This window comes from Bradyrhizobium sp. AZCC 2176 (assembly GCF_036924645.1).
GTDB lineage: Bacteria > Pseudomonadota > Alphaproteobacteria > Rhizobiales > Xanthobacteraceae > Bradyrhizobium.
The window spans coordinates 6,585,977-6,608,030 of sequence record NZ_JAZHRX010000001.1 but is presented as its reverse complement, the minus strand read 5'-3'; the positions used below and the strand labels follow the sequence as shown (position 1 = coordinate 6,608,030).

Sequence of the window (22,054 nt, the reverse complement as noted above, 5' to 3'; positions counted from 1 at the left end):
CAAGCCTTTGTTGGATGCGGGGAGCTGCCTTGGCCGGCATTTTCTCGGTCGCGCTTGCTTTCAGCCCGATCGCAGTTGCACAGCAAGCCAAGCCGAACATCGTCGTGATTATGGCCGACGATGCCCCTCCATTTGACATCTCGGCCTACCATCGCGGGCTTGGCTCGGTCACGACGAAGAATATCGATCGCATCGCCAGAGAAGGCTTGATGGTCAGCGACTACTACGCGCAACCAAGCTGCACGGCCGGTCGGGCGGCATTCATCACCGGCCAATACCCGATCCGGACCGGATTGACGTCGGTTGGACAGCCCGGTTCACCGGTTGGCCTGCAGAAAGAAGACGTCACGCTCGCGCAACTGCTGAAGACTGAAGGCTATGCAACAGCCCAGTTCGGCAAAAGCCACGTCGGTGACCGGAACGAGTTCCTGCCGACGGTGCACGGTTTCGATGAGTTCTATGGCTTCCTCTATCACCTCAATATGATGGAAATGCCCGAACAAACGGAATTCCCGACAGACCCGAACTTTGCTGGCCGGCCTCGCAATGTCATTTACGCAAAGGCCAGCGACAAGGACGACGCGACCGTCGATCCACGCTGGGGCCGCGTCGGCCGGCAGGTCATCACGGATGACGGCCCGCTCGGCGCCGAGCGCCAGAAGACGTTCGACAACGTCGTGCTGGATCGATCGCTCGCATTCGTGAAGGCCAACGTGTCGGCGAAGACACCGTTCTTCCTGTGGTTCAATCCTTCGCGGATGCATCAGCAGATTCATGTCAGCAAAGAGTGGGAAGGAAAGAGCGGTCACAGCGCTTATGCCGACGCTCTGCTGCACCTCGACTGGCTCGTCGGGCAAGTCCTCGACGAAGTGGACCGTCTCGGAATTCGAGACAACACCATCATCCTGTTCACCTCCGACAACGGGGTCAATCTCGCGCATTGGCCGAACGCCGGCACGGCGGCATTCCGGGGCGAGAAGGGCACGACGTGGGACGGCGGCTTCCGGGTACCGATGCTTGTGCGCTGGCCGGGAAAAATCATGTCCGGGCAGTGGACAGGTGAATTGATGGCGTCCGAAGACTGGCTGCCGACGCTGATGGCGGCGGCTGGCGCAGACAATGTCAAGGACGAGCTTCTGAAGGGCAAGAAGATCGGTTCCGAGACTTTCAAGGTGCACCTCGACGGCTACAACCAGCTTGACATGCTGACGGGCAAGGGGCCGACCAAGCGTCATGAATTCTTCTTTTACGGCGAGACGGAATTAAACGCGGCGCGTGTCGATCAGTGGAAGGTCCACATCGCGCTCAAGAACGAATGGCTGAAGTCTGCCGAGAAGGTGCCGGGCGGGCTCGTCATCGATATCAAGCTCGACCCGTTCGAGCGCACGCCGGAAGCGCCCGGTCATTTCGGCTGGATGAAGGAGAAGAGCTGGATCCTGCCGATCCTGGCGCCGCATGTGAACCGGTACGTCACAAGCCTCAGGGACTTTCCGCCGCGGCAGAAGGGCACCGGCGTCGGCGCGGCCGCTCTCTCCGGCCACGTCAACGAACAGGGTCCGGTCGACTAGTCGACGTGAACGCGGCGCGTCGCTTGCCGGCAGGCACGCAGGGCAACGCCGGCGTTTGGACCAATTATCTGTTCTTCAGTGCCTAGCAATGGGCGGTGAGAAAAGCGACGGAATATCGGGGTCAACATCTGCAAGGGAGAAAACAATGACTGGGATCAGCCTACAATTCGGCGCAATAACGGCTGCGTTCATCGCACTGGGATACGCGATGCCGTCACCTGCCACGGCCGTATCGGCCTCGGCGCAGGTCATCTCGGACGCCACGGATTTCTCTGCCCGGGCGCGCGGTGGTGGCGGCGCGCGGGTTGGAGGTGCACGTGTTGGGGGCGGTGGCCGAAACGTCAACGTCAATCGTAATGTTAATCGCAACGTCAGCCGCAATGTCAACATGAACCGTAATGTCAATCGCAATGTCAATGTGAACCGTGCGGCGCGCCGCAACGTGAACGTCAACGTCAACCGCCGTGTCGTGGTGCGTCCGGTGCGGCCCTGGGTCCCGCGACCTTATTTCGGCACGGTGGTCGGTGGCATCGCGCTCGGCACCATTGTCGCCGCGACTGTTGCGGGAACGACCCCGGTCGCGCCGGCGCCGAACATGTGCTGGTTCTGGGTCGATTCCTCGCAAGTCCAGGGGTACTGGGATTATTGCACCCCGCCCTATTGATGCCGTCGAGGTGCGGCCGGCCCGATTTCGTAACCATGGAGCTGGGTGATGAAGATATCCGCTCTGGCAATGCATTTTGCTCGGGATAGCAACGAGCATCAGATTGGGGAGGCATACAGATGACAAAGATCAGATGGACAGCTATCGCGCTCACAATGTCGCTGGTGGCTGCGGGCGTTGCTCCGGCCGGCGCCGCCGAGAACGGCGTCGGCTTCTATCTGCTTGGTTCGCGCGGACCGATGGCCGGATTCATTCCGCCTCCCGGCGTCTATTTTCAGAACGACGCCTATTACTACAACGGCAACGCCAGTGCTTCGCGCAGCCTGCCGTTCAACGGACAGATTGTCGCTGGCGTCGACGCCCGCATCTGGGTGGAAATGCCGACGTTGCTGTGGTCGACCCCGGTGCAGATATTAGGCGGCAATCTCGCGTTCTCCGTCACCCAGCCGATTGGGGGGCCTTCGATTGATGTCGGCGCGCGGCTGACCGGTCCGCTCGGTAATACGATCGCAACCGGATTGCATGACTCGGTATTTACCATTGGCGATCCTGTTCTTGCGGCCATGGTCGGCTGGCATCACGGCAATTTCCATTGGCAGACGGGCGTGATGGTCAACACGCCGATCGGCGACTACAGGGAAGGCGCTCTCGCCAACATCGCATTCCACCGCTGGGGCAGCGACGTCTACGGCGCCTTCACCTGGCTCGATCCCAAGATCGGCCTCGACCTGTCGTTGGCAGCGGGCGTGACCTTCAATGGCACCAACGATTTCACACAATATCGCACTGGCAACGAGTTCCATCTGGAATGGGCAGCCGAGCAGCATTTCAGCAAGCAATTTTCGATGGGCTTGATTGGCTATTATTACCAGCAGATCACCGGCGACAGCGGGCTAGGCGCGACGCTCGGGCCGTTCAAGGGCAACGTCGTCGCGCTTGGTGGCACCATGGGCTTCAATTTTGACGTAGGGCAGCTACCTTGGTCGGTGCGGCTCAAGGTCTACAAGGAAGTGCATGTCGAGAACCGGTTGGAGGGCGCGGGCGGCTTTTTGACGCTTGCCGTCCCGCTGTATGTCGCAAAGGCGAACGCGCCCGCAAAATGAGCTGATGCTCGTGTCACTGGCGGGCGCCCCAAGCGTCGGACAACGGAGGCAATTTCACCGGCATGACCAGGCAGCTTGAATCCGCGTTGGACACCTCAAGAGACGGCATGATCGTCATTGCCGGCGGCACGTTCCGCATGGGTTCGGACCAGCATTATCCGGAAGAGAGGCCGGTGCACCGCGTGACGGTCGATAGCTTCTGGATCGACGCGACGCCCGTCACCAACCGGCAGTTCAAGGACTTCGTGAAGGCGACGGGCCACGTGACCCTCGCGGAAATCCCGCCCAGGGCCGAGGATTATCCCGGTGCGTTGCCGCACATGCTGTATGCGGGCTCGCTGGTGTTCATGCCGCCATCGCATCCGGTGAAACTGAACGACTGGAGCCAATGGTGGCAATTCCTGAGAGGCGCGAACTGGCGGCGTCCTTATGGTCCAAAGAGCAACATCAACAATCTTGACCACCACCCGGTGGTGCATGTCGCCTACTCCGACGCGCTCGCCTATGCACGCTGGGCCGGCAAGGACCTGCCGACCGAAGCGGAGTGGGAATTCGCGGCGCGGGGAGGGCTCGACGGCGCCGAATATGCCTGGGGCGACGAGTTCACGCCTGATGGCGAGCATCGCGCAAATACCTGGCAAGGCGATTTTCCGCGCGAGAACCTGAACCGCGACGGCTTCGCGCGAACCTCGCCGGTCAAGGCGTTTCCGCCGAACGGCTACGGCATCTACGACATGATCGGCAATGTCTGGGAATGGACCTCGGACTGGTTCTCAGCAAAGCACGAGGCCGATGCGCCGAAGGCCTGCTGCATTCCCGAAAATCCGCGCGGTGGGCGTGAGGAGCAGAGCTACGATCCTTGCCAGCCTCAGATCAAAATTCCACGAAAAGTCCTGAAGGGCGGCTCCCATCTCTGTGCGCCAAATTACTGCCAGCGCTATCGCCCCGCCGCGCGCCATGCCGAAGCGGTCGACACCTCGACCAGCCATGTCGGCTTTAGATGCGTGGTGCGGAAACCGGAACCTCAGCCGAGAGCTTAATCGTCGTCTCCGTTGTCGCTGTGCTGATCGAGGTGCCACTATGCGCGACCCGATCAACCTAAGCGCGTGATCTACAATGAAACGAAAGTTCCATTTGGTTGCATGACTGCATCAGTACACCCGCAAAATGTTCATGCTGTGGTTTCGGGAATTGACGGAACTCAACAACAGGGAGAATCTGACAAACATAGAACGTCGCCATCATCTGAAATGGGAGGTGGCAGATGGGTATTCTGCGCGCACACGCACTGACAGTGGTCACCTGCCATCATCGGAAAAGCGCGCACACGCTCACACAAAAGCTGCTGGCCCGGCTCGTTGCCAGCACTGCACTAGCCGCGGCAACGCTGCCGGCCGCCGCGCAGGATGCGACCTGGCTCGCCAATCCCGGTTCGGGCGACTTCAACACCGGCGCCAACTGGAATCCAGCCACGGTGCCGACCGGCACCGCCTTGTTCGGCACGTCGAGCACCACGGGGCTGTCGTTTTCGGCCGCCACCACGGTCGGCGGTTGGACATTCAACCCCGGCGCCGCGGCCTACACTTTCACCAACAATCAGATCCTTAATTTCAACGGCGCCGGCATCGTTATCAACGGCGGCAGCGCGGCGATCACCAACAACTTCCTCGTGACTTTCGCCGGTTCCAGCACAGCCGGCAGCGCCACCATCGTCAACAACTTGGTCCTGGATTTCACCGGCAACAGCACGACCGGCAGCGCCACCATCATCACCGCCAATGGCGGAACGACCCAGCTTACCGGCAATAGCAGCGGCGGCAATGCGCGCTTCATTACCCAGGCCGGCGGCTCCTTCGATATTTCAGACCTTGGCTTGGCCGGCACCACCGCGGGCTCGATCGAGGGCGCGGGGACCTACTTCCTCGGCTCCAAGCAGTTCACGGCGGGCAGCAACAATCTGTCGACTACCGTCAGCGGGGTGATCCAGGACGGTGGCTCGTTCGGTGGAGTGGGCGCTTCGCTCGTCAAGGTCGGCACCGGCACACTGACGCTTGCGGGCGCCAATGCCTATACGGGAGCGACCACCGTGGATGCCGGCACGCTGGTGGTGAACGGCTCGATCGCGGCGTCGAGCCTGACGAGTGTGAATGCGGGCGCGATGCTTTCCGGCACCGGCACCGCCGGCAACACCCAGATCAACAGCGGCGGCATTTTCGCGCCCGGGTCGGGCACACCCGGCACGTCGACGACGGTCGCCGGCGACCTCGCGTTCCAATCGGGTGCGGTCTACCTTGTGCAAGTCAATCCCGCGACCGCCTCGAGCGCCACCGTCACCGGCACCGCGACGCTCGGCGGCACCGTCAACGCGGTGTTCCAGCCAGGTTCGTACAATGCCACCACCTACACCATTCTCTCGTCCGGGACACGTGTCGGAACTTTCGACGCGCTCACCACCACCAACCTGCCGGCATTCCTGACCGCCAGCCTCGCCTACGCACCGAACGAAGCTTTGCTGACGCTGGTTTCGAACCTCGGTTCGGTGACGGGCCTGACGCCCAACGAGCGGGCTGTTGCATCTGCGCTCGACGCCGCGTTCAACGCCGGCAACGGCGTATTCCCGGGCTTCGGCGGCTTGACGCCGGGTCAGTTTCCGGCAGCGCTCGATGCGCTGTCCGGCGAGGTCCACGCCAGCACTCTGACTACGCTGGCAAACGACAGCGGCGTGATGCGCTCTGCGGTGCTTGGACGGCTGCGGCAGGCGGCCTATCTCGGCGACGGCAGCGCGATGGGCTCGCTCGCTCTGGGTGGGCCGCTGCTGGCGAGTGTCGACCAGGCGGTCGTAACGGCGCCTGCCTATGCGCCGCAATGGCTGAACGCCCATGCGGCGGATTTACCGGCCAAGGCGCCGCCACCCGCTCGCGCGGCCACCCCGGACTGGACATTCTGGGCACAGGGCGTTGGTGCGTGGGGCCAGTTCAACTCCGACGGAAACGCCGCCGAGACCAAGCGCTCGCTTGGCGCCTTCATCGCCGGTGCCGACCGGCGCTGGTTGGACGGCACGCGCGCCGGGCTTGCGGCCGGCTATACCTCTTCGCGTGTCAATGTCGATGCGCGCGCAAGCGCGGCGAATATCGACAGCGCGCACCTTGCCGGCTATCTCGGCCATGCGTTTGGGGCGTTCAACCTGCGCTCCGGCGCGGCCGCGGCCTGGCACGAGATCGGCGTCAACCGCACCGCCGCGTTCCCCGGCTTTTTCGACATGCTTCAGAACAGCTATCACGGCAACACCGTGCAGGCGTTCGGCGAGGTCGGCTACGGCATGAGCTTCCGGCAATTTGCGGTCGAGCCTTTTGCGGGTCTCGCCTACGTCCGGGTCGAGACCGGCGGATTCAACGAGCTCGGCGGCGCCGCGGCGCTCACCGCCCGCAGCACGCATTATCAGGTCGGCTACACCAGCCTTGGCATGCGCACCGCGACGACAATGGCGATCGCCGGCAGCACCGTGATGCCGCATCTGACGCTGGCCTGGCAGCACGCGCTCGGCGACGTGACGCCGCAGACCGCTCTCGCGTTCCTCGCCACCGGCGCCGGCTTCACCGTCGCCGGCGTGCCGCTCGCTCGCGACGCGGCGCTGATCGACGCCGGGTTCGATGCCGCCATCGCCCGCAACACCACGGTCGGCCTCTCCTATGTCGGCCAGCTAGCCGATACGGTCCAGGATCATGCCGTCAGGGGACGTGTGACGGTGCGGTTCTGATGCGGCACCGGCCTCTCGATCGACCTGTGGCCTCGTCGAGTGTTGTCAGGAGTTTAGTTGGCTGTTTGATCTGTCGAATGGCTTCTACATGATTCCGCGCGCGGAAGTCCGGACACTATGTATTGGACGCTGTCCGAGACGGTTGATTTCCATAAGAATTCGTAGCAAATTTCAATGACATAAAAGTTCGTATTTTATTCTGAATGGCGCGCCATTCGTTATGGACGACATGGTACGGTAACGATCGCCAAGTATCGCTTGCCGTTGCTTTCCGCCTTGGCAGGAGACGCGGCCTGCCCTGTCAGATTCTCGGCGCTCCGGCGAAAGCGGGCTTCTTCACGGCGGGCTCCAGCTCGGGATTCCTGCTACGACATCCGGCCGATTCTTCTCAAGCCAGGCCACAGCCTCTGAGCCGTCAACGATACATTCGAAAGTACTCCAGGTCGGGTCCTCCAGAGATTCTGCTTGCAGTCGCTTCGCCGCATACTCAACGAGGTCATGCAAGTGTGCGTATCCCGGTCGGCGTTCGAGAGCTTCCGCAATTGCCGCGCTGGTCCACCCCTTCTGGGCCAGATCGATAATGCTCGGAGCATTAGCCTCGCTGAACCATGGCGTGGCATCGAACTCGAGACACAGGACATTATCCGCGGTGTGGCAGGTAGCGCGGATCATTGGGGCGCTCTCTGCCGTGCGTGTCCGTTAGCCAAGTCCCCCAGCAAATTGGCCGCCACCGTCAGCTTGGCGAGCGTCAGGCCGCTGGCCGCGATCTCCTCGACCGAGCGGCGGATGCGGATCGCCTCCGGATGAGCCGCCAGCCAGTTGCCGGCGGCCACCCGTCCGGACTCGCCGTTTGCCAGCATGTTGGCGACCAGCCCTCTTTCTGCGGCCGCGATCTGGTCGACGGCGCGATCGATGGCGAGACGTTCGAAATTATCGGTTGCCGGCACACTGCGCGCGGCGGCGATGATGCGATCGAGGCTGAAATCGGCCTCGGCGGCGAAGAAGGTCGTGGCGGCGTCACCGATGGCGCGGTTGGTGCGCTCGGCGACGATCACGATGTCCGGTGCCGACATCAATGCATCGAGATCAGCAAGCTCGGCAGCAAGCTCTGCCGGTACGCCAGCATCGATCAGGCTCTGCCGCCGCTTGGTGCGGCCAGCCTGCAAGTCCCCCGGCAGGGCCTGGTCGAGCCCAGCGGCGATCTGACGGATTCCGGGGGCGAAGCGCGCGATCACAGCATCCAGACCGGCATTGAAGTCAACATTGCGCACATACCAGACCATGCGGGAGAGCAGGAGATCCTGAAGCGCCGCGTAGAGGCCAAGTTGCAATTGCCCGTCGATGCGGGTGTCAAGTGCGTCGATCGCGGCACTCAGCCGCTTGAGCCCGTAGGATTCATCGACCGCCACATAGGCCATGACGATGGTCGGAATATCGGCGTCGGTCTCGTCGATCAGGCGTACGACACAGGCCGGGCCGCCGCGGTTGATCACGGCGTTGGCGAGATTGGTCGCAATGACCTCCCGCCGGAGCCGATGCAACTGCACCGCTGTCGGGAATTTGTCCGTAATCTCGCGCGGAAAATACTGGGACAGTTCGCGGGCGAGATAAGGATCGTCGGGCACGCCGGTGGCGAGCAGGTCATCGTAGAGCGTCAGCTTGGCGTAAGCGAGCAACACGGCAAGTTCGGGCCGCGTCAAGAGCTGGCCCCGCCTCGAGCGTTCGGCGATCGCCGCATCGTCGGGCAAGAATTCGACAGCGCGGCTAAGCAGGCCGCGCTGCTCGAGCGATTGCATCAGGCGGGTGAGAAAGCCGATCTCGGCCAGACCTTTCCGTTCGGCAAGCGAGAGCGCCAGCGTCTGCAGATAGTTGTTGCGCAGTACCAGCGCGCCGACCTCGTCGGTCATCGCGGCGAGCAGGCTGTTGCGGTCGGCCGGACCGATTAGGCCCTCACGCTCCGGGCGCGCCAGCGCGATCTTGATGTTGACCTCGACGTCGGACGTGTTCACGCCGGCCGAATTGTCGATAGCGTCGGAGTTGAGCTTTACGCCCTTCTGCGCCGCCTCAATGCGGCCGCGCTGGGTGACGCCTAGATTGGCGCCTTCGCCGATCACCCGGGCACGGACATCGGCGCCGGTGATGCGAATCGGATCGTTGGCGCGGTCGCCGGCCTGATCGTCGCTTTCCGCCGACGCGCGGATATAGGTGCCGATGCCGCCAAACCACAGAAGATCCACGCGCGCTTTCAGGATCGCCGTCATCACTTCGAAGGGCGTCGCTTGCGGCTTGTCGAGGTCGAGCAGGGTGCGCAGTTCGGGTGCGAGCGGAATTGCCTTGAGCGAGCGCGAGAACACGCCGCCGCCTGACGAGATAAGCGACTTGTTGTAGTCCTGCCAACTCGATCGCGGCAGATCGAATAGGCGCTTGCGCTCAGCGTGACTGATCGCCGGATCGGGCGAAGGATCGATGAAGATGTCGCGGTGATCGAAAGCTGCGACCAGCTTCGTCGCCGGCGAGAGCAGCATGCCGTTGCCGAAGACATCGCCGGACATGTCGCCCACGCCGGCCGCGGTGAACGGCATGGTTTGAATGTCGGTGCCGAGCTCGCGGAAGTGACGCTTGACCGCCTCCCAGGCTCCGCGCGCCGTGATACCCATCTTCTTGTGGTCATAGCCCTGGCTGCCGCCGGAGGCGAAGGCATCGCCCAGCCAATGGTTTTTCTCGGCCGAGATCGCGTTGGCTATGTCTGAGAAGGTGGCGGTACCCTTGTCGGCGGCGACCACGAGATAGGGGTCGTCGCTGTCGTGTCGCACGGTAGAGTCCGGCGGCACGATGGTGTCGCCGTCGAGATTGTCGGTGAGCTCGAGCAGCGAGCGAACGAAGATGCGATAGTCTTCGGTGCCTTCCGCCAGCCAAGCCTCGCGATTGGAGGGCGGCGGCAGGCGTTTGGGCACGAAGCCGCCCTTGGCGCCGACCGGCACAATCACGGCGTTCTTGACCTGCTGAGCCTTGACCAGGCCAAGGATCTCGGTGCGGAAATCCTGCGGCCGGTCGGACCAGCGCAAGCCTCCGCGCGCCACCTTGCCAAAGCGCAGATGAATACCCTCGATACGGGGCGAATAGACGAAAATCTCGTAGAGCGGTCGCGGAGCCGGCAGGTCTTCGATCTTGTGTGCGTCGAACTTGAAGGAGATCACTGGACGTGGATGCCCGTCCTCGCCGACCTGCCACAGGTTGGTGCGGATGATCGCCTGCACCAGATTGGTGAACCGGCGCAGGATGCGATCTTCATCGAGCGCGTCGACAGATTTGAGCTGTTCCTCGATCTCCGCAAGCAGGGCGGTCTCACGCGCCGAACGTTCAGCTCCGGTGGCGGCGAGGCGTGGATCGAGGCGGGCCTGGAACAGGGCGACGATGTTGGCGGTGATCGCAACGTTCTTGCGCAGGGTTTCCCACATATAGTCCTGGCTGAACGGCGCGCGGATCTGGTGCAGGTAGTGTGACAGCGCCCTGATCGTCGAAACTTCCCGCCAGCTCAGCGCCGTGCGCAGGATCAGCGCGTTATAGCCATCAGATTCGGCGCGATCGCGGATTACCGCCATCATCGAGGCTTCGAGGCGGCGGTTGAATTCCGGGCTGATCGCAAGCGGCTTGCCGTCGCTGGTCTCGATCGTCATATCGTGCAGCCACACCGGCGCCGGCCTGGCGCCGGGCACGATCTGATACGTGCGTTCGTTGACCACGCGCAGGCCGTGATTCTCGATCACCGGCACGCGGTAGGATAGCGACAGCGGTGTGGAGTCCGAGAAGACCTTCAAGCCGAAACGCCTGAGATCGTCGTGGCCCTCGTCGCGGTGAACCGAAATCGCCACGGGACGCGCTGGCGTGAGCTTTTCGATAGTGGCGATGTCGGCGATCGCCTGTTCCGCGCTGAAGACCTCGGTATAGCCGCCGGCGAAGGCCTGGGCATAGCGGTTGGCGAGCAAGCGCGCGCGCATGCCATCGGTAGACGCATTAAGCGCGGCTTTCAGCTTGTCGGCCCAGGTCGCGGCAATCGCGCTGATCCCGGCTTCGAGTGTCGCGCGCTCAACGACGGGCGTTTTGCCTTCATAGCGCCCGATGATGTAGTGGACCCGCGCAAGCGATCCTTCGGGGAACGACACGTAGGAGGCGGCCAGGGTCCCCTTGTAGGCCTGCGCCAGGAAATTTGCGACGCGCGTGCGCACGTCTGTGTCGTATTTCTCGCGCGGAATGAAGACGAGGATGGAGACGAACCGATCGAACTTGTCCACCCGTGAAAGCGTCCGAACGCGGGGGCGCTCGTAGAGGATCAGAATCTCCATGACGAATTTGTAGAGGGTGTCGACGTCGACCTGGAACAGCTCGTCACGCGGATATTCTTCGATAATATGCGTGAGGGCCTTGCCCGAATGGCTGTTCGGGTCGAAGCCGGCGCGTTGCAGCACTTGCTCCACTTTGTGGCGGACATAGGGGATCTGCCGAGCCGAGCGTGTGTAGGCGCCCGAGGTGAACAGACCGACCAGGCGCAATTCGCCCTCGAGCCGGCCATCGGGCGTGTAGAGCTTGATGCCTACATAGTCCATCTGGATACGGCGATGAACGCGGCTGGAGACATTAGCTTTGATCACGATGAGCAGCGTCGGCTCGCGCATGAACTCGCGAATTTCCGGCGTCATCACCACCATTTCGCTGCCGCGGCGCAGGACCTTCACGTCAGGATCGCGCAAGATGCCGAGGCCTTCACCGGTCGAGATGTTGTCCACGCTATCGGGCGAGAAGCGATACTCGCGCACGCCCAAAAAGGTGAAATTATCCGCGCACAGCCATTGCAGGAACTGGTTGGCTTCGGCGACCTCGTCTATCGGCAGCGGCGGCGGATTGGAAGAGAAGGTCTTGATCGCTTCCTCGATCCGGGCGCGCATGGGTTTCCAGTCGGTGACGCAGGCACGTACGTCATTCAACGTTCTGGTCAGCCCGTCGATCAGCTTCTGGCGGTCGGCTTCGACGTCCATGCGGGTAATGTGAAGATGTATCAGGCTTTCGCGGACGCCCCTTGCTCCCTCCGGCAGTGTATCGCCGTGGAACCGCATGAGCTTGCTTTGCTCGTCGCGCTCCACGGCGATGATCGGGTGAGCGACCAGGGCGACTTCGATGCCCAGCTCGGCGAGCTCCGCCAGGGTGGAATCGAACAGGAAGGGCATGTTGTCGTTGAGAATTTCGAGCACGGAAATCTCGCGGCCGTCCGGCATCATGGGATTGATGACGCGGATATCGGCTCTGCCCGGCGTGCGCCGCTGCACATGTTCCCAGGCCTGCTCCGCCAGGAAGGCCAGCGAGGTGGCGTCGTAGTTGGCGAGATCCTCGCTATTGGTGTGGCCGAACAGCAGCTCGGCAAACGTCCGGGGGGTTTTGCCCAGTTGCGCGCTTCCGGCTGCCTCGCGGATCAGCGTTGCCCGGGCCTTGTCGTCTCGCCACGCTTCCATAACGTCCTCCATTTCTCACGCGGTCCGACCGCAGTCGCGATCGTCGGCCTGATTCTGGAGTGCACCTGTTTGAGCGCCGTTCTTTGACCGCGATTCGATTGCCTACCAAATCTCCGGTCTCACAGCTTCGACAATACTATCACCCTGGAGCGGCCAAGGCGCGCAGAGTCTCGGGGGCGCGCGCGGAAATGCCCACGGTGGCGGCGGGACCAAAACGGCTTCGAGAACCGCCGAGCCGTCGGCTGCGTCCGACAAAATCATAAGCAATTTCAATTGAGTATGAGTTCGTAGATTTTTTCGGAATGGCGCGCCATGCCGCCATTCAGAATAAAACGGCGAACTCGGACGAATCTCCCAGCCGAGCGTAACCAGGACCATGTCTTCTTTTGGGTCCAAAGCGCACTGAAGATTCGGCGCTTCATTCTCGAAGGCGAATTTTCATTCTTGATCGATGAAAAGTCCTGACGCTTTGAGGGTTGGAATCAACACCTCATCAGCGTAGGGACAGCCAGTCAAATCGATGGGACGTTGACCCTCCTTGCCGCTTTCCAACGGTGAGTGACCCTCGCCGCTTCTAAGGCGTTCGACCATCGGTTCGTAGCCTGGACGCCATGCCTGGGCATTGGGGAAAGTCGACCGTAGCGCTGCAAGTATCGCCATGCCTGAATAGTCAAGATCCCCCCAAAAGAACGTGGAAATATCGGGCACGGAGAACAGCGCGAACTCGAAAGCGCCAGTAGCGTCATCTGGGCATCCGCGCGAGTAATAGATGCTCGCTCCCTGGGGCTTGCGAAGGCGCAATGCCGCGCCACGAAATCCACTCGAATAAACAAGCGCGGTGTCTACCAAATCTGTCCGACGTCTGAGGCGTTCGAAGCTTACATGGTTTTCGACGAACAAAAGCGATAACGATGCGCGCCAAAGGTGGACGTTCAAAATAACGGGCTGTTCCGGAAAAGGGCACTCATCGACTTCCAAAAGAGCGGCGACGATATCGCCGCGGCCATCAAGCAACTTGGATAGTCCCCAGAAGGCGCGAGAAGATACCTCACGCAGGAGCAATGGCTCGGCAGCCATGGTCCGGATCGATACAAATCGAGAAAACACCTCTTCGACGCATCGCCCACGAACGGGAGCGCCGCCCGAACTGCGCTCGCTGCAACTTCTTGATGATGAGTTGGAGGCGCTCGATCTCACCGTCGCGGCTGTCGACGACAACAGCCATCTCGCGCACCAGACGGTGCAACAGCGCCGTATCGGACGGCAGATTGTTGAGATCGAGCTGCATGTCCGATTCTACTCGAACACGCCGATTCGAAGAAGCAACTTCGCTATATTCTATGCGGGTTTCTGCGATTCAGCCTGCGAGCGCCGGCTTCCACACGCGCTCGGGTGCGCGCCAGTCGATGCCTTCGATCAGCATCGCAAGCTGTGCCAGCGTCAATGTGATCGAACCGACGTAGCCCGCCATTACCGGCCAGGCAAAGCGGCCCTGGTCGATCCGCTTGGTGAACAAGCAGAGCCCATTGCCGTCCAGAACAGGATCTTCAGCATCGATGCTTTCTTGCCGCGGAAGGCAAACAGGTGACCCCAACGCCAGGTGCACTTTCACGCCGGCCGGAACGATCATCATCGTGCCGTCTCCCGATCGGCGACGTGGCGCCGAACTGTTTCGGGATCGCTGCCTTCAGGCGCAAAAACCCGCCGGCCATCGCCCAGTTCGACCGCGGTCATGCCATCGGCCGGCCGCAACAGGTCGTGCAGCACAACGGGCGTCGATGATGCGCCCGGCCGTCTGTCGATCACCTTGACTGCTGCCAATCGCGCGCGCTCGTCTGGGCCAAAGCCAAACTGGATACGCCAACGGAACACCATGCTGGTGGCGATGTCGTGGTGGCGGCAGACAGCCGCCACGCTCACGTCGGGTTGCTCCGCTTCCATCACGATCGCGAGCTTTTCTTCGTCCGTGAAGCTGCGCCTGTTCGATCGACGGTCACGCGGCGGATCACCCGGCACAGAGGCTGTCAAGACAGTTTCGTCCGACCGGTCCTTAGCAGCGCTGCTAACATCGCTGCTTATTTGCGGGCGGGTACTCGGATGAAGCCGCGCTCGCCAGTCAATTTCGACCTCGCCACTATCGATCAGATCGCGCCAGCGGCGCAGGCTGGATTTCGAGATTTTCGCCGCCGCGGCGTAATGCGTGAGCGTCATCCCGCTCCAGTTCAGCGTCTCCACATGCATCGCCCAGAACGCCTGCACCGCTTGGTTACGTTTGTCCGCCGACAGCTTGAGCGGTCTTCCTCTGCGTTGCCTTCGACGCTCGTCGCGCTCGGTTTCGGCAAGGATTTTAGCGTTTTGCGCCCGGATTTTGGCCGCTTCCGCATCCGTGATCACGCGCAGCCAACGCGTAAATGTTGTGTCTGTGAGGCGGTGAATCCGACAGTAGCGGCGCTGCGACAAACCGCTGCGTTGCCTCGCCTCGATGTGAATCGACCACCACTCGCGTCTGGCTTTGTTCTGGAAATGTTTCGGACCCACCAGAGATTCTCCAATGCAGCAGAGAACCCGATATGGAAGGACAGTGCACTCTCAGAAAGCCGTGCAAGATTCGGACGCTTACGAAGCCGGCGGGGGATGGCAAGATAAAGCGAGTTGCCTCGCTGCCGGAACTTCGTTCCTAAGTTTTTGTCTGCACATTGCTTTTGCGGGGCTCGCTCCTTGTCCGGTGAGGTGCGGCGGGGCGCTTCCGATGCTTTCTTCTTTGTTTCCAACGGTCTCAGCGACGTCGCTCGCAATGTGCCGGATGCGCGAGACCGACGCGCTTACGCTGGCGTAAGTGTTTCTGCGCTCCTCCGCGATTGGCGCATTTCGGCTCTTGCCGGAAGTGTTTCGACTTCCAATCGTCATCTCATGGCACGTGACGAAGACGACTTTCGCATCGGTCCCGGCAAGGTCCGGGATCGTGGTGGTGTAAGGACACGCGCGCGCCGGATCGGCGGGATGCGCCGGCGCCCGGCCAGCTTCCTCGGCGAGGTCCAACAGGCCATGCGTCGGGCCGGCGGCAACCCCGACCGCTTGGCCAGGGCCGGAAAGGGAAGCGGCCGATTCAATGCACGGGGCCGGGGCGCTGCGACGGCACTGACTCTCAAAGATCGGAGCGCGTGGAGCCGCGACGGGAACGGCGTGCGCACGCGGGCGCGGCGAGTGGCGGTGAAGGCTCGCGTGGTGAAGCTCAACCCGCAGCGCGGAGCCGCGCGTGGACGGCAGTTCGTCAGCGCCAAGGCGGTGGACGCGCACCTGCGCTATCTCGAACGGGATGGCGTGACGAAAGACGGCGAGAAAGGCCAGGTCTATTCGGCCGAGCGCGACGTCGAGGATGGCCGCGCTTTCCTCGACCGGGGTCGCGAGGATCGCCATCAGTTCCGCTTCATCGTCTCGGCTGAGGACGGCGTGGAGCTTGCCGACCCGCGCGAGACCACCCGCGATCTGATGAAGCAGATGGAAGCCGACCTCGGGACGAAACTCGACTGGATCGCGGTCGACCACCACAACACCGGCCATCCCCACACCCACATCATCGTGCGCGGCGTCACCGAGGACGGTAAGACCCTCAACATCGCCGGCGACTATATTGCCTACGGGACTCGCGAGCGCGCGAGCGAGGTCGTCACCCGAGAACTGGGGCGGCAGACCGAACTTGAAGTGACAAAGCAGCTTGAGCGGGAGGTGGATGCCGATCGTTTCACCCGGCTCGACCGGATGTTGATCGCCGAGCAACAGGGGAAGGAATTTGCCGACCTGCGTCCCGACCGGGATCTGCGAGACACGTTCCGTCAGAACCGCGCCCTGCTGATCGAGCGGGCGCGCAAGCTTGAGCGCATGGGGTTGGCTACCGAGGTCGAGACTGGGCAATGGATCGTGTCGCCCAAAGCCGAGCCGGCGCTGCGCGAGCTTGGCGAGCGCGGCGACATCATCAAGACCATGCACCGGGCGCTGGAGCGGGAGGGCCTGGCGGAGGATCGCCACCCCGCGCGCTACGTCCTGCACCGCGAGAACGCGACTGAGCGGATCGTCGGCCGGGTGCTGGACAAGGGGCTCGGCGGCGACGAGATGGGCGAGCGGGTCCGGCTGGTGATCGATGGGGCAGACGGGCGTGTGCATCATATCGAGATGGATGCCGCCCGCGCCGAGGAGGTCGGCCGAGGCATGATCGTCGCGGCGGGCTCCGCCCCTCCCGGGCCCCGCGCCGCAGATCGCAACATCATGGATATTGCAGATCGAGGCATCTACCGACCGTCCGAGCATCTGGAGCGGGCGAGAACTGCCATCGACCGCATCGGTGGCGACCCCGAGGCCTTCGTTCGATCCCACGTCCGCCGGCTGGAAGCGCTTCGCCGGGCCGGCCATGCCGAGCGGATCGATGCGGATCACTGGCGCGTCCCTGCCGATCTTCCCGAGCGCGGCTAAGCCTACGATCTGGCGCGGGACCGCGCGAACATCCGCATCAGTGTCCTGTCTTCCACTGGCCTCGACCAGCAGATCGACCAAGACGGCGCGACCTGGCTCGATCGCGAACTGGTGTCCCGCCAGCGCGTCGCGCTCGCCAGCGAGGGATTCGGCCAGGAGGTGAGGGCGGCGCTGGAGAAGCGCAAACAGGCGCTCGCGAACATGGGTCACATCACCGATCTCGGCGACGGCCGCGTCCGTGCACCCAAGGATCTGATCCGGCGACTTGAGTCTGCCGGTATCGAGCGAGCCGGCAAGGCGCTCTCCGCCAAAAGCGGATTGCAATGGCGGCCCACCGTTCCCGGTAACTACGTGAGCGGACAGCTCGTCGGCTCCACCCAGCTATCCAGCGGCCGGTTCGCCATCATCGAAACCCTGAGCGGCGATGGTGGCCTTGGCTTCAGTCTCGTGCCGTGGCAGCCCGTGCTCGACAAGCGCATCGGGCAGCACATCTCCGGCCTCATGCGTACTGGCGGCGACATTGAATGGAGCTTCGGCAGAAAGCGCGGGTTGGAGTTGTGAGCGGAAGAGCAAGCCTTGCCTGCTTGAAGTCAAGCAGGCCGGACCAGCGTCATCCCGTCAAGGCTGGCGCGTTCCGCGCCCCCGCTTCGCGGCTCACGGCCTTGACGAGCTGTCGCCGGTCCGGCAGGGGCCTGTCAAGCAGGTAAGGCTTGATGGGAAACCGAACGCTTCCTCATCCTGACAGGGAGTTCGGGGGCGGGCGTCGCCTTCTTGCGAGCACCACACCGCTCGAAATGTCTTGGGATATTGGCAGCCGACCAGCAGAAGTCGCCGCTCGCAAGTATATTTGCGCCCCGCTACGACGCTCCGACTTCCTGACTTCCGCTCTGCGCTTCCACGTTGCTTTTCGTTCGATGGACCTGACGAGGGAGGGTCGGAATGGCGGCAGAAGAGGAAGAGAAAGGGCTTCGTCCGGCCAATGACAACGGATTGGGTACCGGTGAATCGCTCGACCCACGAATTCTGCGGATTGCTGAAGCTATCGGCCGACAGCTCGCCCGCGAGCAGGCCAGGCCGCCGGCCGTCGCCAATGACAACGAACCATGGCCACGATAGAAACAGGTTCTTGAGCTACACCTTCATCTCCTTGGCGCGTTTGCACAGGCGACGGTCAGACCCCCGGAGCGAAACGGACAGAGACGGTGTCGACGGATGCCGCTGCAAACATGTATCTTGACGGCAGCGGAATTTGTAGAATCGATGTGAAGGCCCGATCCGGAGAGAATGTCATGCTCAAGGTTGCGCTCTACGCCCGCTACTCGACCGACAACCAGAGCGTGGCGTCGATCGAGGACCAGTTCCGCATCTGTCGTGAGCATGCGGGCCGGGAGCGTTGGCAGGTCGTCGATACCTATCATGACGCGGCCATCTCCGGCGCCAGCGTCACTCTCCGGCCGGGCGTTTCAATCGCTGTTGCAGGACGCCCGGCGTGGCAAGTTCGACATTGTGCTCGCCGAAGCACTGGACCGCGTCTCGCGCGATCAGGCCGATGTGGCGACACTGTTCAAGCATCTGCGCTTTGCCGGCGTGCAGATCGTCACCTTGGCCGAAGGTGAAATCTCCGAGCTTCATGTCGGTCTCAAAGGCACGATGAACGCTCTGTTTCTGAAAGACCTCGCCGCCAAGACCCATCGTGGTTTGCGCGGACGAGTAGAGAAGGGCAAGGCGGGTGGCGGGCTTTGCTACGGCTACGACGTGGTGAAGCGCAGCGACAGCGAGGGCGAGCCGGTTCGGGGCGAACGCAAGATCAATGAGGCCGAGGCCGCGGTTGTCCGACGCATCTTCCGGGAATTCGCAGTGGGAAAATCGCCACGCGCCATCGCGACCGATCTGAACCGGGATGGTATTCCCGGTCCGTTGGGCCGCACCTGGGGCGACACGACGATCCGGGGTCACGCCTGCCGGGGCAACGGCGTCGTCAACAACGAGCTTTATGCCGGCGCGCTGGTCTGGAACCGGCAGCGCTTCATCAAAGACCCAAACACGGGCAAGCGTGTGTCGCGTCCGAACCCCGAGGCCAAATGGATCAGGACCGAGGTGCCGGAGTTACGCATTGTCGATGACGAGTTGTGGCAGCGGGTGAAACTGCGCCAGGCCGAGCTTGCGAAGCAGTTCGAGGCAACGACGAAGGGAGTCCGTGCCGCTCGCGCGGAACGGTTGAACCGCCTGCGTCGTCCTGCTTTTCTTCTGTCCGGCTTGCTCACCTGCGGATGCTGCGGCGGCAAATATGGCATCGTCGTCAACGACCGCTACGGCTGTCTCAGTCATTTCCGCAAGGGGATCTGCACCAATGGCCGCACCGTTCGCCGCGACGACATCGAGCGGCGCGTGCTGGCGGGTCTTACCGATAAGCTGGTATCTCCCGAGGCTGTAGCGGCCGCGGTGCGTGCCTATGCGGAAGAGACCAACCGCCAGAACCATGAACGGCGGGCGCTAGCAGAAACGAGCCGCCGCGCCCTTGAGAAGATCGAGCGTGGTATCAAAGGGATTCTCGATGCCATCGAAGACGGTATGTACCAGCCGGCGATGAAGGCGAGGATGGGTGAGCTGGAGCACCAGAAAGCCGAAATTAAGGCGCGTCTTGCCGAGGCCCCCGCCGATCTGCCGGATTTGCATCCGAACATCGCTGAGCACTACCGCGCCAAGGTGATCCGCCTCGCCGAAACGCTGGCCGAGCCAGAGTCCAACGGGGAAGCCCGAGAGGACATCCGCTCTCTGGTTGGCGAGGTGGTGATAACCCCCGGCGATAAGCGGGGCGAGAGCCACGCCATCCTACGCGGCGAGTTGATGGCTATTCTTGACCTCGCCGCTGGCCGTCGGAGGTCGCTTCGGCCAGAAGTTGTAACAAACGCGCTTGCACGTCCCCGCAACAAAGCTGAGACGCCAAACAAGGGTTGAGCCACGACTTCCGTCGGGACGGTGAACCTGAAATGATATCCACGTTCGGTCGTGAGTTGATGCGGGTGGCTTGGCAGCCGACCTCGGACTAGGGATCTGTTCTAATCCTCTCTATTTCGGATGTCGCTCGATAGCGTCCATATGGGGCGCCGGATCAGGAGCGAATCGCAGGCGGTCCAAACCGACACCAACACCAATCGGGGAGGGCGTCCGAGTCGGTGAATCATGAGTTAATTTTCCGGCAAATTTCGCCGCTCGGCGATCCCGCGACTCAGTCTATGACGTCTCCGTGGCCCGAAAATGCGGGTGCACAAAGATGCCAAATTCGAATGATGTTGCCAGCAACGAGATGCTTTGGGAGCGGGTCCTGTCCCTGCTCGTCGTGGGTGGCAGCGTGTTGGGCGGAAGCACCGTGCTGCTGATACGGGCGCTGCCACCATTACTTCACGGATTTCCATAGAGGTGCAAAACGGGTTTTGGCTGCGACCGCGGGACTCGCAACCGCCATTCTGACAACGAGAAATTCTGTAATGATCCCAATCACCCGCAAAGCTGCAAAATGTCGGAATGGGTGTTGAAAACACTACGTAAGTGCGAAGACTTCCAATCTGAATACGAAGATTCGATGGGAGGATTGTTTGGTCTTGCCCTCTGAGCGATGAATGTTCGGCCGTCCAGGCTGATGATGGAACGTGGTCCCAAACTTATGGGTGAAGGTCAAGAACCGGGTGCATCCCGCGAGGGACCGGGTGGTGGACTCATTCGGATAGGAACAAGGCTGAGCATTGGTTAGCTAGCCGGAGCGCAGCAGCGGTGGGTGCAATGGCGGGAGTCGGCCCGGGTCGAAAGGCGTCAGATCCAAAGTGGGCGATACGCCCTCGGCGATTAGCTCCGCCAAGGCTTCACCCGTTGCCGGTCCGTTTAGGATGCCCCAGACACTATGGCCGGTGGCCACGTAGGCGCCGTCGCTTTGTGGCACCTTACCGATCAGCGGCAGACCGTCTTGCGTAACCGGACGGAAGCAGGCTTGCCGTGCGGTTATCCTTTCCGATCGGAGCACAGGTGATAGCCGCCCGCAGATTGCTTGGAGGCGATCGATTTCGCTCGGGTCCGGCGTCACAGCGGCCGGTTCGAGGGGCAGAGGCGCCTCATTGGAGAAGGCGGTGATGTGGGTACTCCCGTCGCCGCGAGGGAAGACCTCGACCGAGACAATCGCACCGCTCTCTTCCTGACATTCGAGGAAAAGGGCATCGGCCGGAACATCCGTGCCGGTTTCGTAGACAAGGCTCGGGCTTCTCTGCCCAAAGACAGCGGGCAGATCCAACCACGCGGCGGCCATTAGCGACCAAGGCCCCATCGCGATCACGACAGTATCGGCCTCCAACAGGGCGCCGCCGACCTCAATGCCTCTTACCGTCGATCTATCCGCGCTCCAGACTATCCCGGTGACCTGTCCTGCACGCAGTTCGGCGCCGTGCTTTTGTGCGGCGCTCATGATTGCGGAAGTGAATTTGCGCGGGTGAACAATAGCAGTTGTTGCCGGCGTGCCGAGTTGATCGGCGATGATAATGCCGCTGGCGAGCCAAGCGAGTTTTGCCGGCGTATGACGGCGAGCGTCACGATCGCCGACGACGAACCCGCTATAGGCAGTCATGCGCTGGTAGCCCCAATCGCCCGCAACCTCGTCAGGCAGGGCGGCGTGAAGCTGAAAGCTTCGGCGCGCCAGCTTATCGAGCGGAGTGCCGGCGCACCAGTCGAGCGCCAGAAATCCGCCAGCCTTGCCAGATGCCGCCGCCCCCACCTCGGTCCGCTCGATGACAATGACGTCGATCCCGCGCCGAGCGAGGAAGTATGCGATGCAGGCTCCAATCACGCCGCCTCCGCAAATTACGACCTGCATGATGTCTCCACGGATATCTACAAAGGCGCCGTGCCAGCCCAGGCCCGGTTCATTGGCTATTGGTGTCCAATAAGACAGTGAAGGGGAGGGGCCTCTTGTCCATGGTTGATCCCAGCGGCGCGAGCTTTTTGAG

Annotated in this window: 13 protein-coding genes and 2 pseudogenes; 9 read left to right on the top strand and 6 right to left on the bottom strand. The window is 62.3% G+C overall.

Annotation, left to right across the window (positions count from 1 at the left end):
* The first annotated feature begins 29 nt into the window (after window positions 1-29).
* The 5 genes from V1288_RS31325 to V1288_RS31305 all read left to right on the top strand — a co-directional run bounded on the left by V1288_RS31325 (window position 30) and on the right by V1288_RS31305 (window position 7,092).
* Window positions 30-1,568, top strand: coding sequence for an arylsulfatase (locus V1288_RS31325; RefSeq protein WP_334360696.1), 1,539 nt, complete (start codon window positions 30-32; stop codon window positions 1,566-1,568).
* Between the two features lie 145 nt (window positions 1,569-1,713).
* Complete coding sequence (locus V1288_RS31320) at window positions 1,714-2,232, top strand: hypothetical protein (protein ID WP_334360695.1); 519 nt, start codon at window positions 1,714-1,716, stop codon at window positions 2,230-2,232.
* Between the two features lie 119 nt (window positions 2,233-2,351).
* The gene (locus tag V1288_RS31315; RefSeq protein WP_334360694.1) at window positions 2,352-3,335 is read left to right on the top strand and encodes a SphA family protein; all 984 of its coding nucleotides are present in this window, start codon (window positions 2,352-2,354) and stop codon (window positions 3,333-3,335) included.
* A gap of 107 nt (window positions 3,336-3,442) precedes the next feature.
* On the top strand, window positions 3,443-4,375 hold the full coding sequence (locus V1288_RS31310) for a formylglycine-generating enzyme family protein (protein WP_334360693.1): 933 nt from the start codon (window positions 3,443-3,445) through the stop codon (window positions 4,373-4,375).
* Between the two features lie 224 nt (window positions 4,376-4,599).
* Entirely contained in the window at window positions 4,600-7,092 is a 2,493-nt protein-coding gene (locus V1288_RS31305; RefSeq protein ID WP_334360692.1) for an autotransporter outer membrane beta-barrel domain-containing protein, read from the top strand.
* Window positions 7,093-7,760: 668 nt separating this feature from the next.
* On the opposite strand, the gene V1288_RS31300 is transcribed toward V1288_RS31305, so the two are convergent.
* From V1288_RS31300 to tnpA, 5 genes are all read right to left on the bottom strand, one after another.
* A complete protein-coding gene (locus V1288_RS31300) occupies window positions 7,761-12,608 on the bottom strand; it encodes an NAD-glutamate dehydrogenase (protein ID WP_334360691.1) in 4,848 nt (1,615 codons plus the stop codon).
* A 426-nt stretch (window positions 12,609-13,034) separates the two neighbouring features.
* Window positions 13,035-13,673, bottom strand: coding sequence for a Wadjet anti-phage system protein JetD domain-containing protein (locus V1288_RS31295; RefSeq protein WP_334360690.1), 639 nt, complete (start codon window positions 13,671-13,673; stop codon window positions 13,035-13,037).
* Window positions 13,645-13,884 carry a hypothetical protein gene (locus V1288_RS31290; RefSeq protein WP_334360689.1) on the bottom strand — a complete coding sequence of 80 codons (240 nt, stop codon included), beginning with the start codon at window positions 13,882-13,884 and terminating at the stop codon, window positions 13,645-13,647. Before V1288_RS31290 ends, V1288_RS31295 begins: the two co-directional genes overlap by 29 nt.
* 69 nt (window positions 13,885-13,953) lie before the next feature.
* Window positions 13,954-14,229: an IS66 family insertion sequence element accessory protein TnpB gene (gene tnpB / locus V1288_RS31285; protein ID WP_334360688.1), complete on the bottom strand. Its 276-nt coding sequence runs from the start codon at window positions 14,227-14,229 to the stop codon at window positions 13,954-13,956.
* On the bottom strand, window positions 14,226-15,134 hold the full coding sequence (gene tnpA, locus V1288_RS31280; protein ID WP_334360687.1) for an IS66 family insertion sequence element accessory protein TnpA: 909 nt from the start codon (window positions 15,132-15,134) through the stop codon (window positions 14,226-14,228). The genes tnpB and tnpA overlap by 4 nt, the downstream gene beginning before the upstream one ends.
* Before the next feature lie 372 nt (window positions 15,135-15,506).
* On the opposite strand from tnpA, the pseudogene V1288_RS31275 reads away from it, so the two are divergent.
* The 4 genes and pseudogenes from V1288_RS31275 to V1288_RS31260 all read left to right on the top strand — a co-directional run bounded on the left by V1288_RS31275 (window position 15,507) and on the right by V1288_RS31260 (window position 20,021).
* Window positions 15,507-17,624: pseudogene (locus tag V1288_RS31275) on the top strand (DUF3363 domain-containing protein).
* 378 nt (window positions 17,625-18,002) lie between these two features.
* Window positions 18,003-18,179: a hypothetical protein gene (locus V1288_RS31270; protein WP_334360686.1), complete on the top strand. Its 177-nt coding sequence runs from the start codon at window positions 18,003-18,005 to the stop codon at window positions 18,177-18,179.
* Window positions 18,180-18,289: 110 nt separating this feature from the next.
* Window positions 18,290-18,475 (top strand): annotated as a pseudogene (locus tag V1288_RS31265) (hypothetical protein); the annotation flags it as partial.
* Between the two features lie 4 nt (window positions 18,476-18,479).
* Window positions 18,480-20,021, top strand: coding sequence for a recombinase family protein (locus V1288_RS31260; RefSeq protein WP_334360685.1), 1,542 nt, complete (start codon window positions 18,480-18,482; stop codon window positions 20,019-20,021).
* Between the two features lie 793 nt (window positions 20,022-20,814).
* Here the strand turns inward: V1288_RS31260 and V1288_RS31255 are convergent.
* Complete coding sequence (locus tag V1288_RS31255) at window positions 20,815-21,921, bottom strand: NAD(P)/FAD-dependent oxidoreductase (RefSeq protein ID WP_334360684.1); 1,107 nt, start codon at window positions 21,919-21,921, stop codon at window positions 20,815-20,817.
* Between the last annotated feature and the right edge of the window lie 133 nt (window positions 21,922-22,054).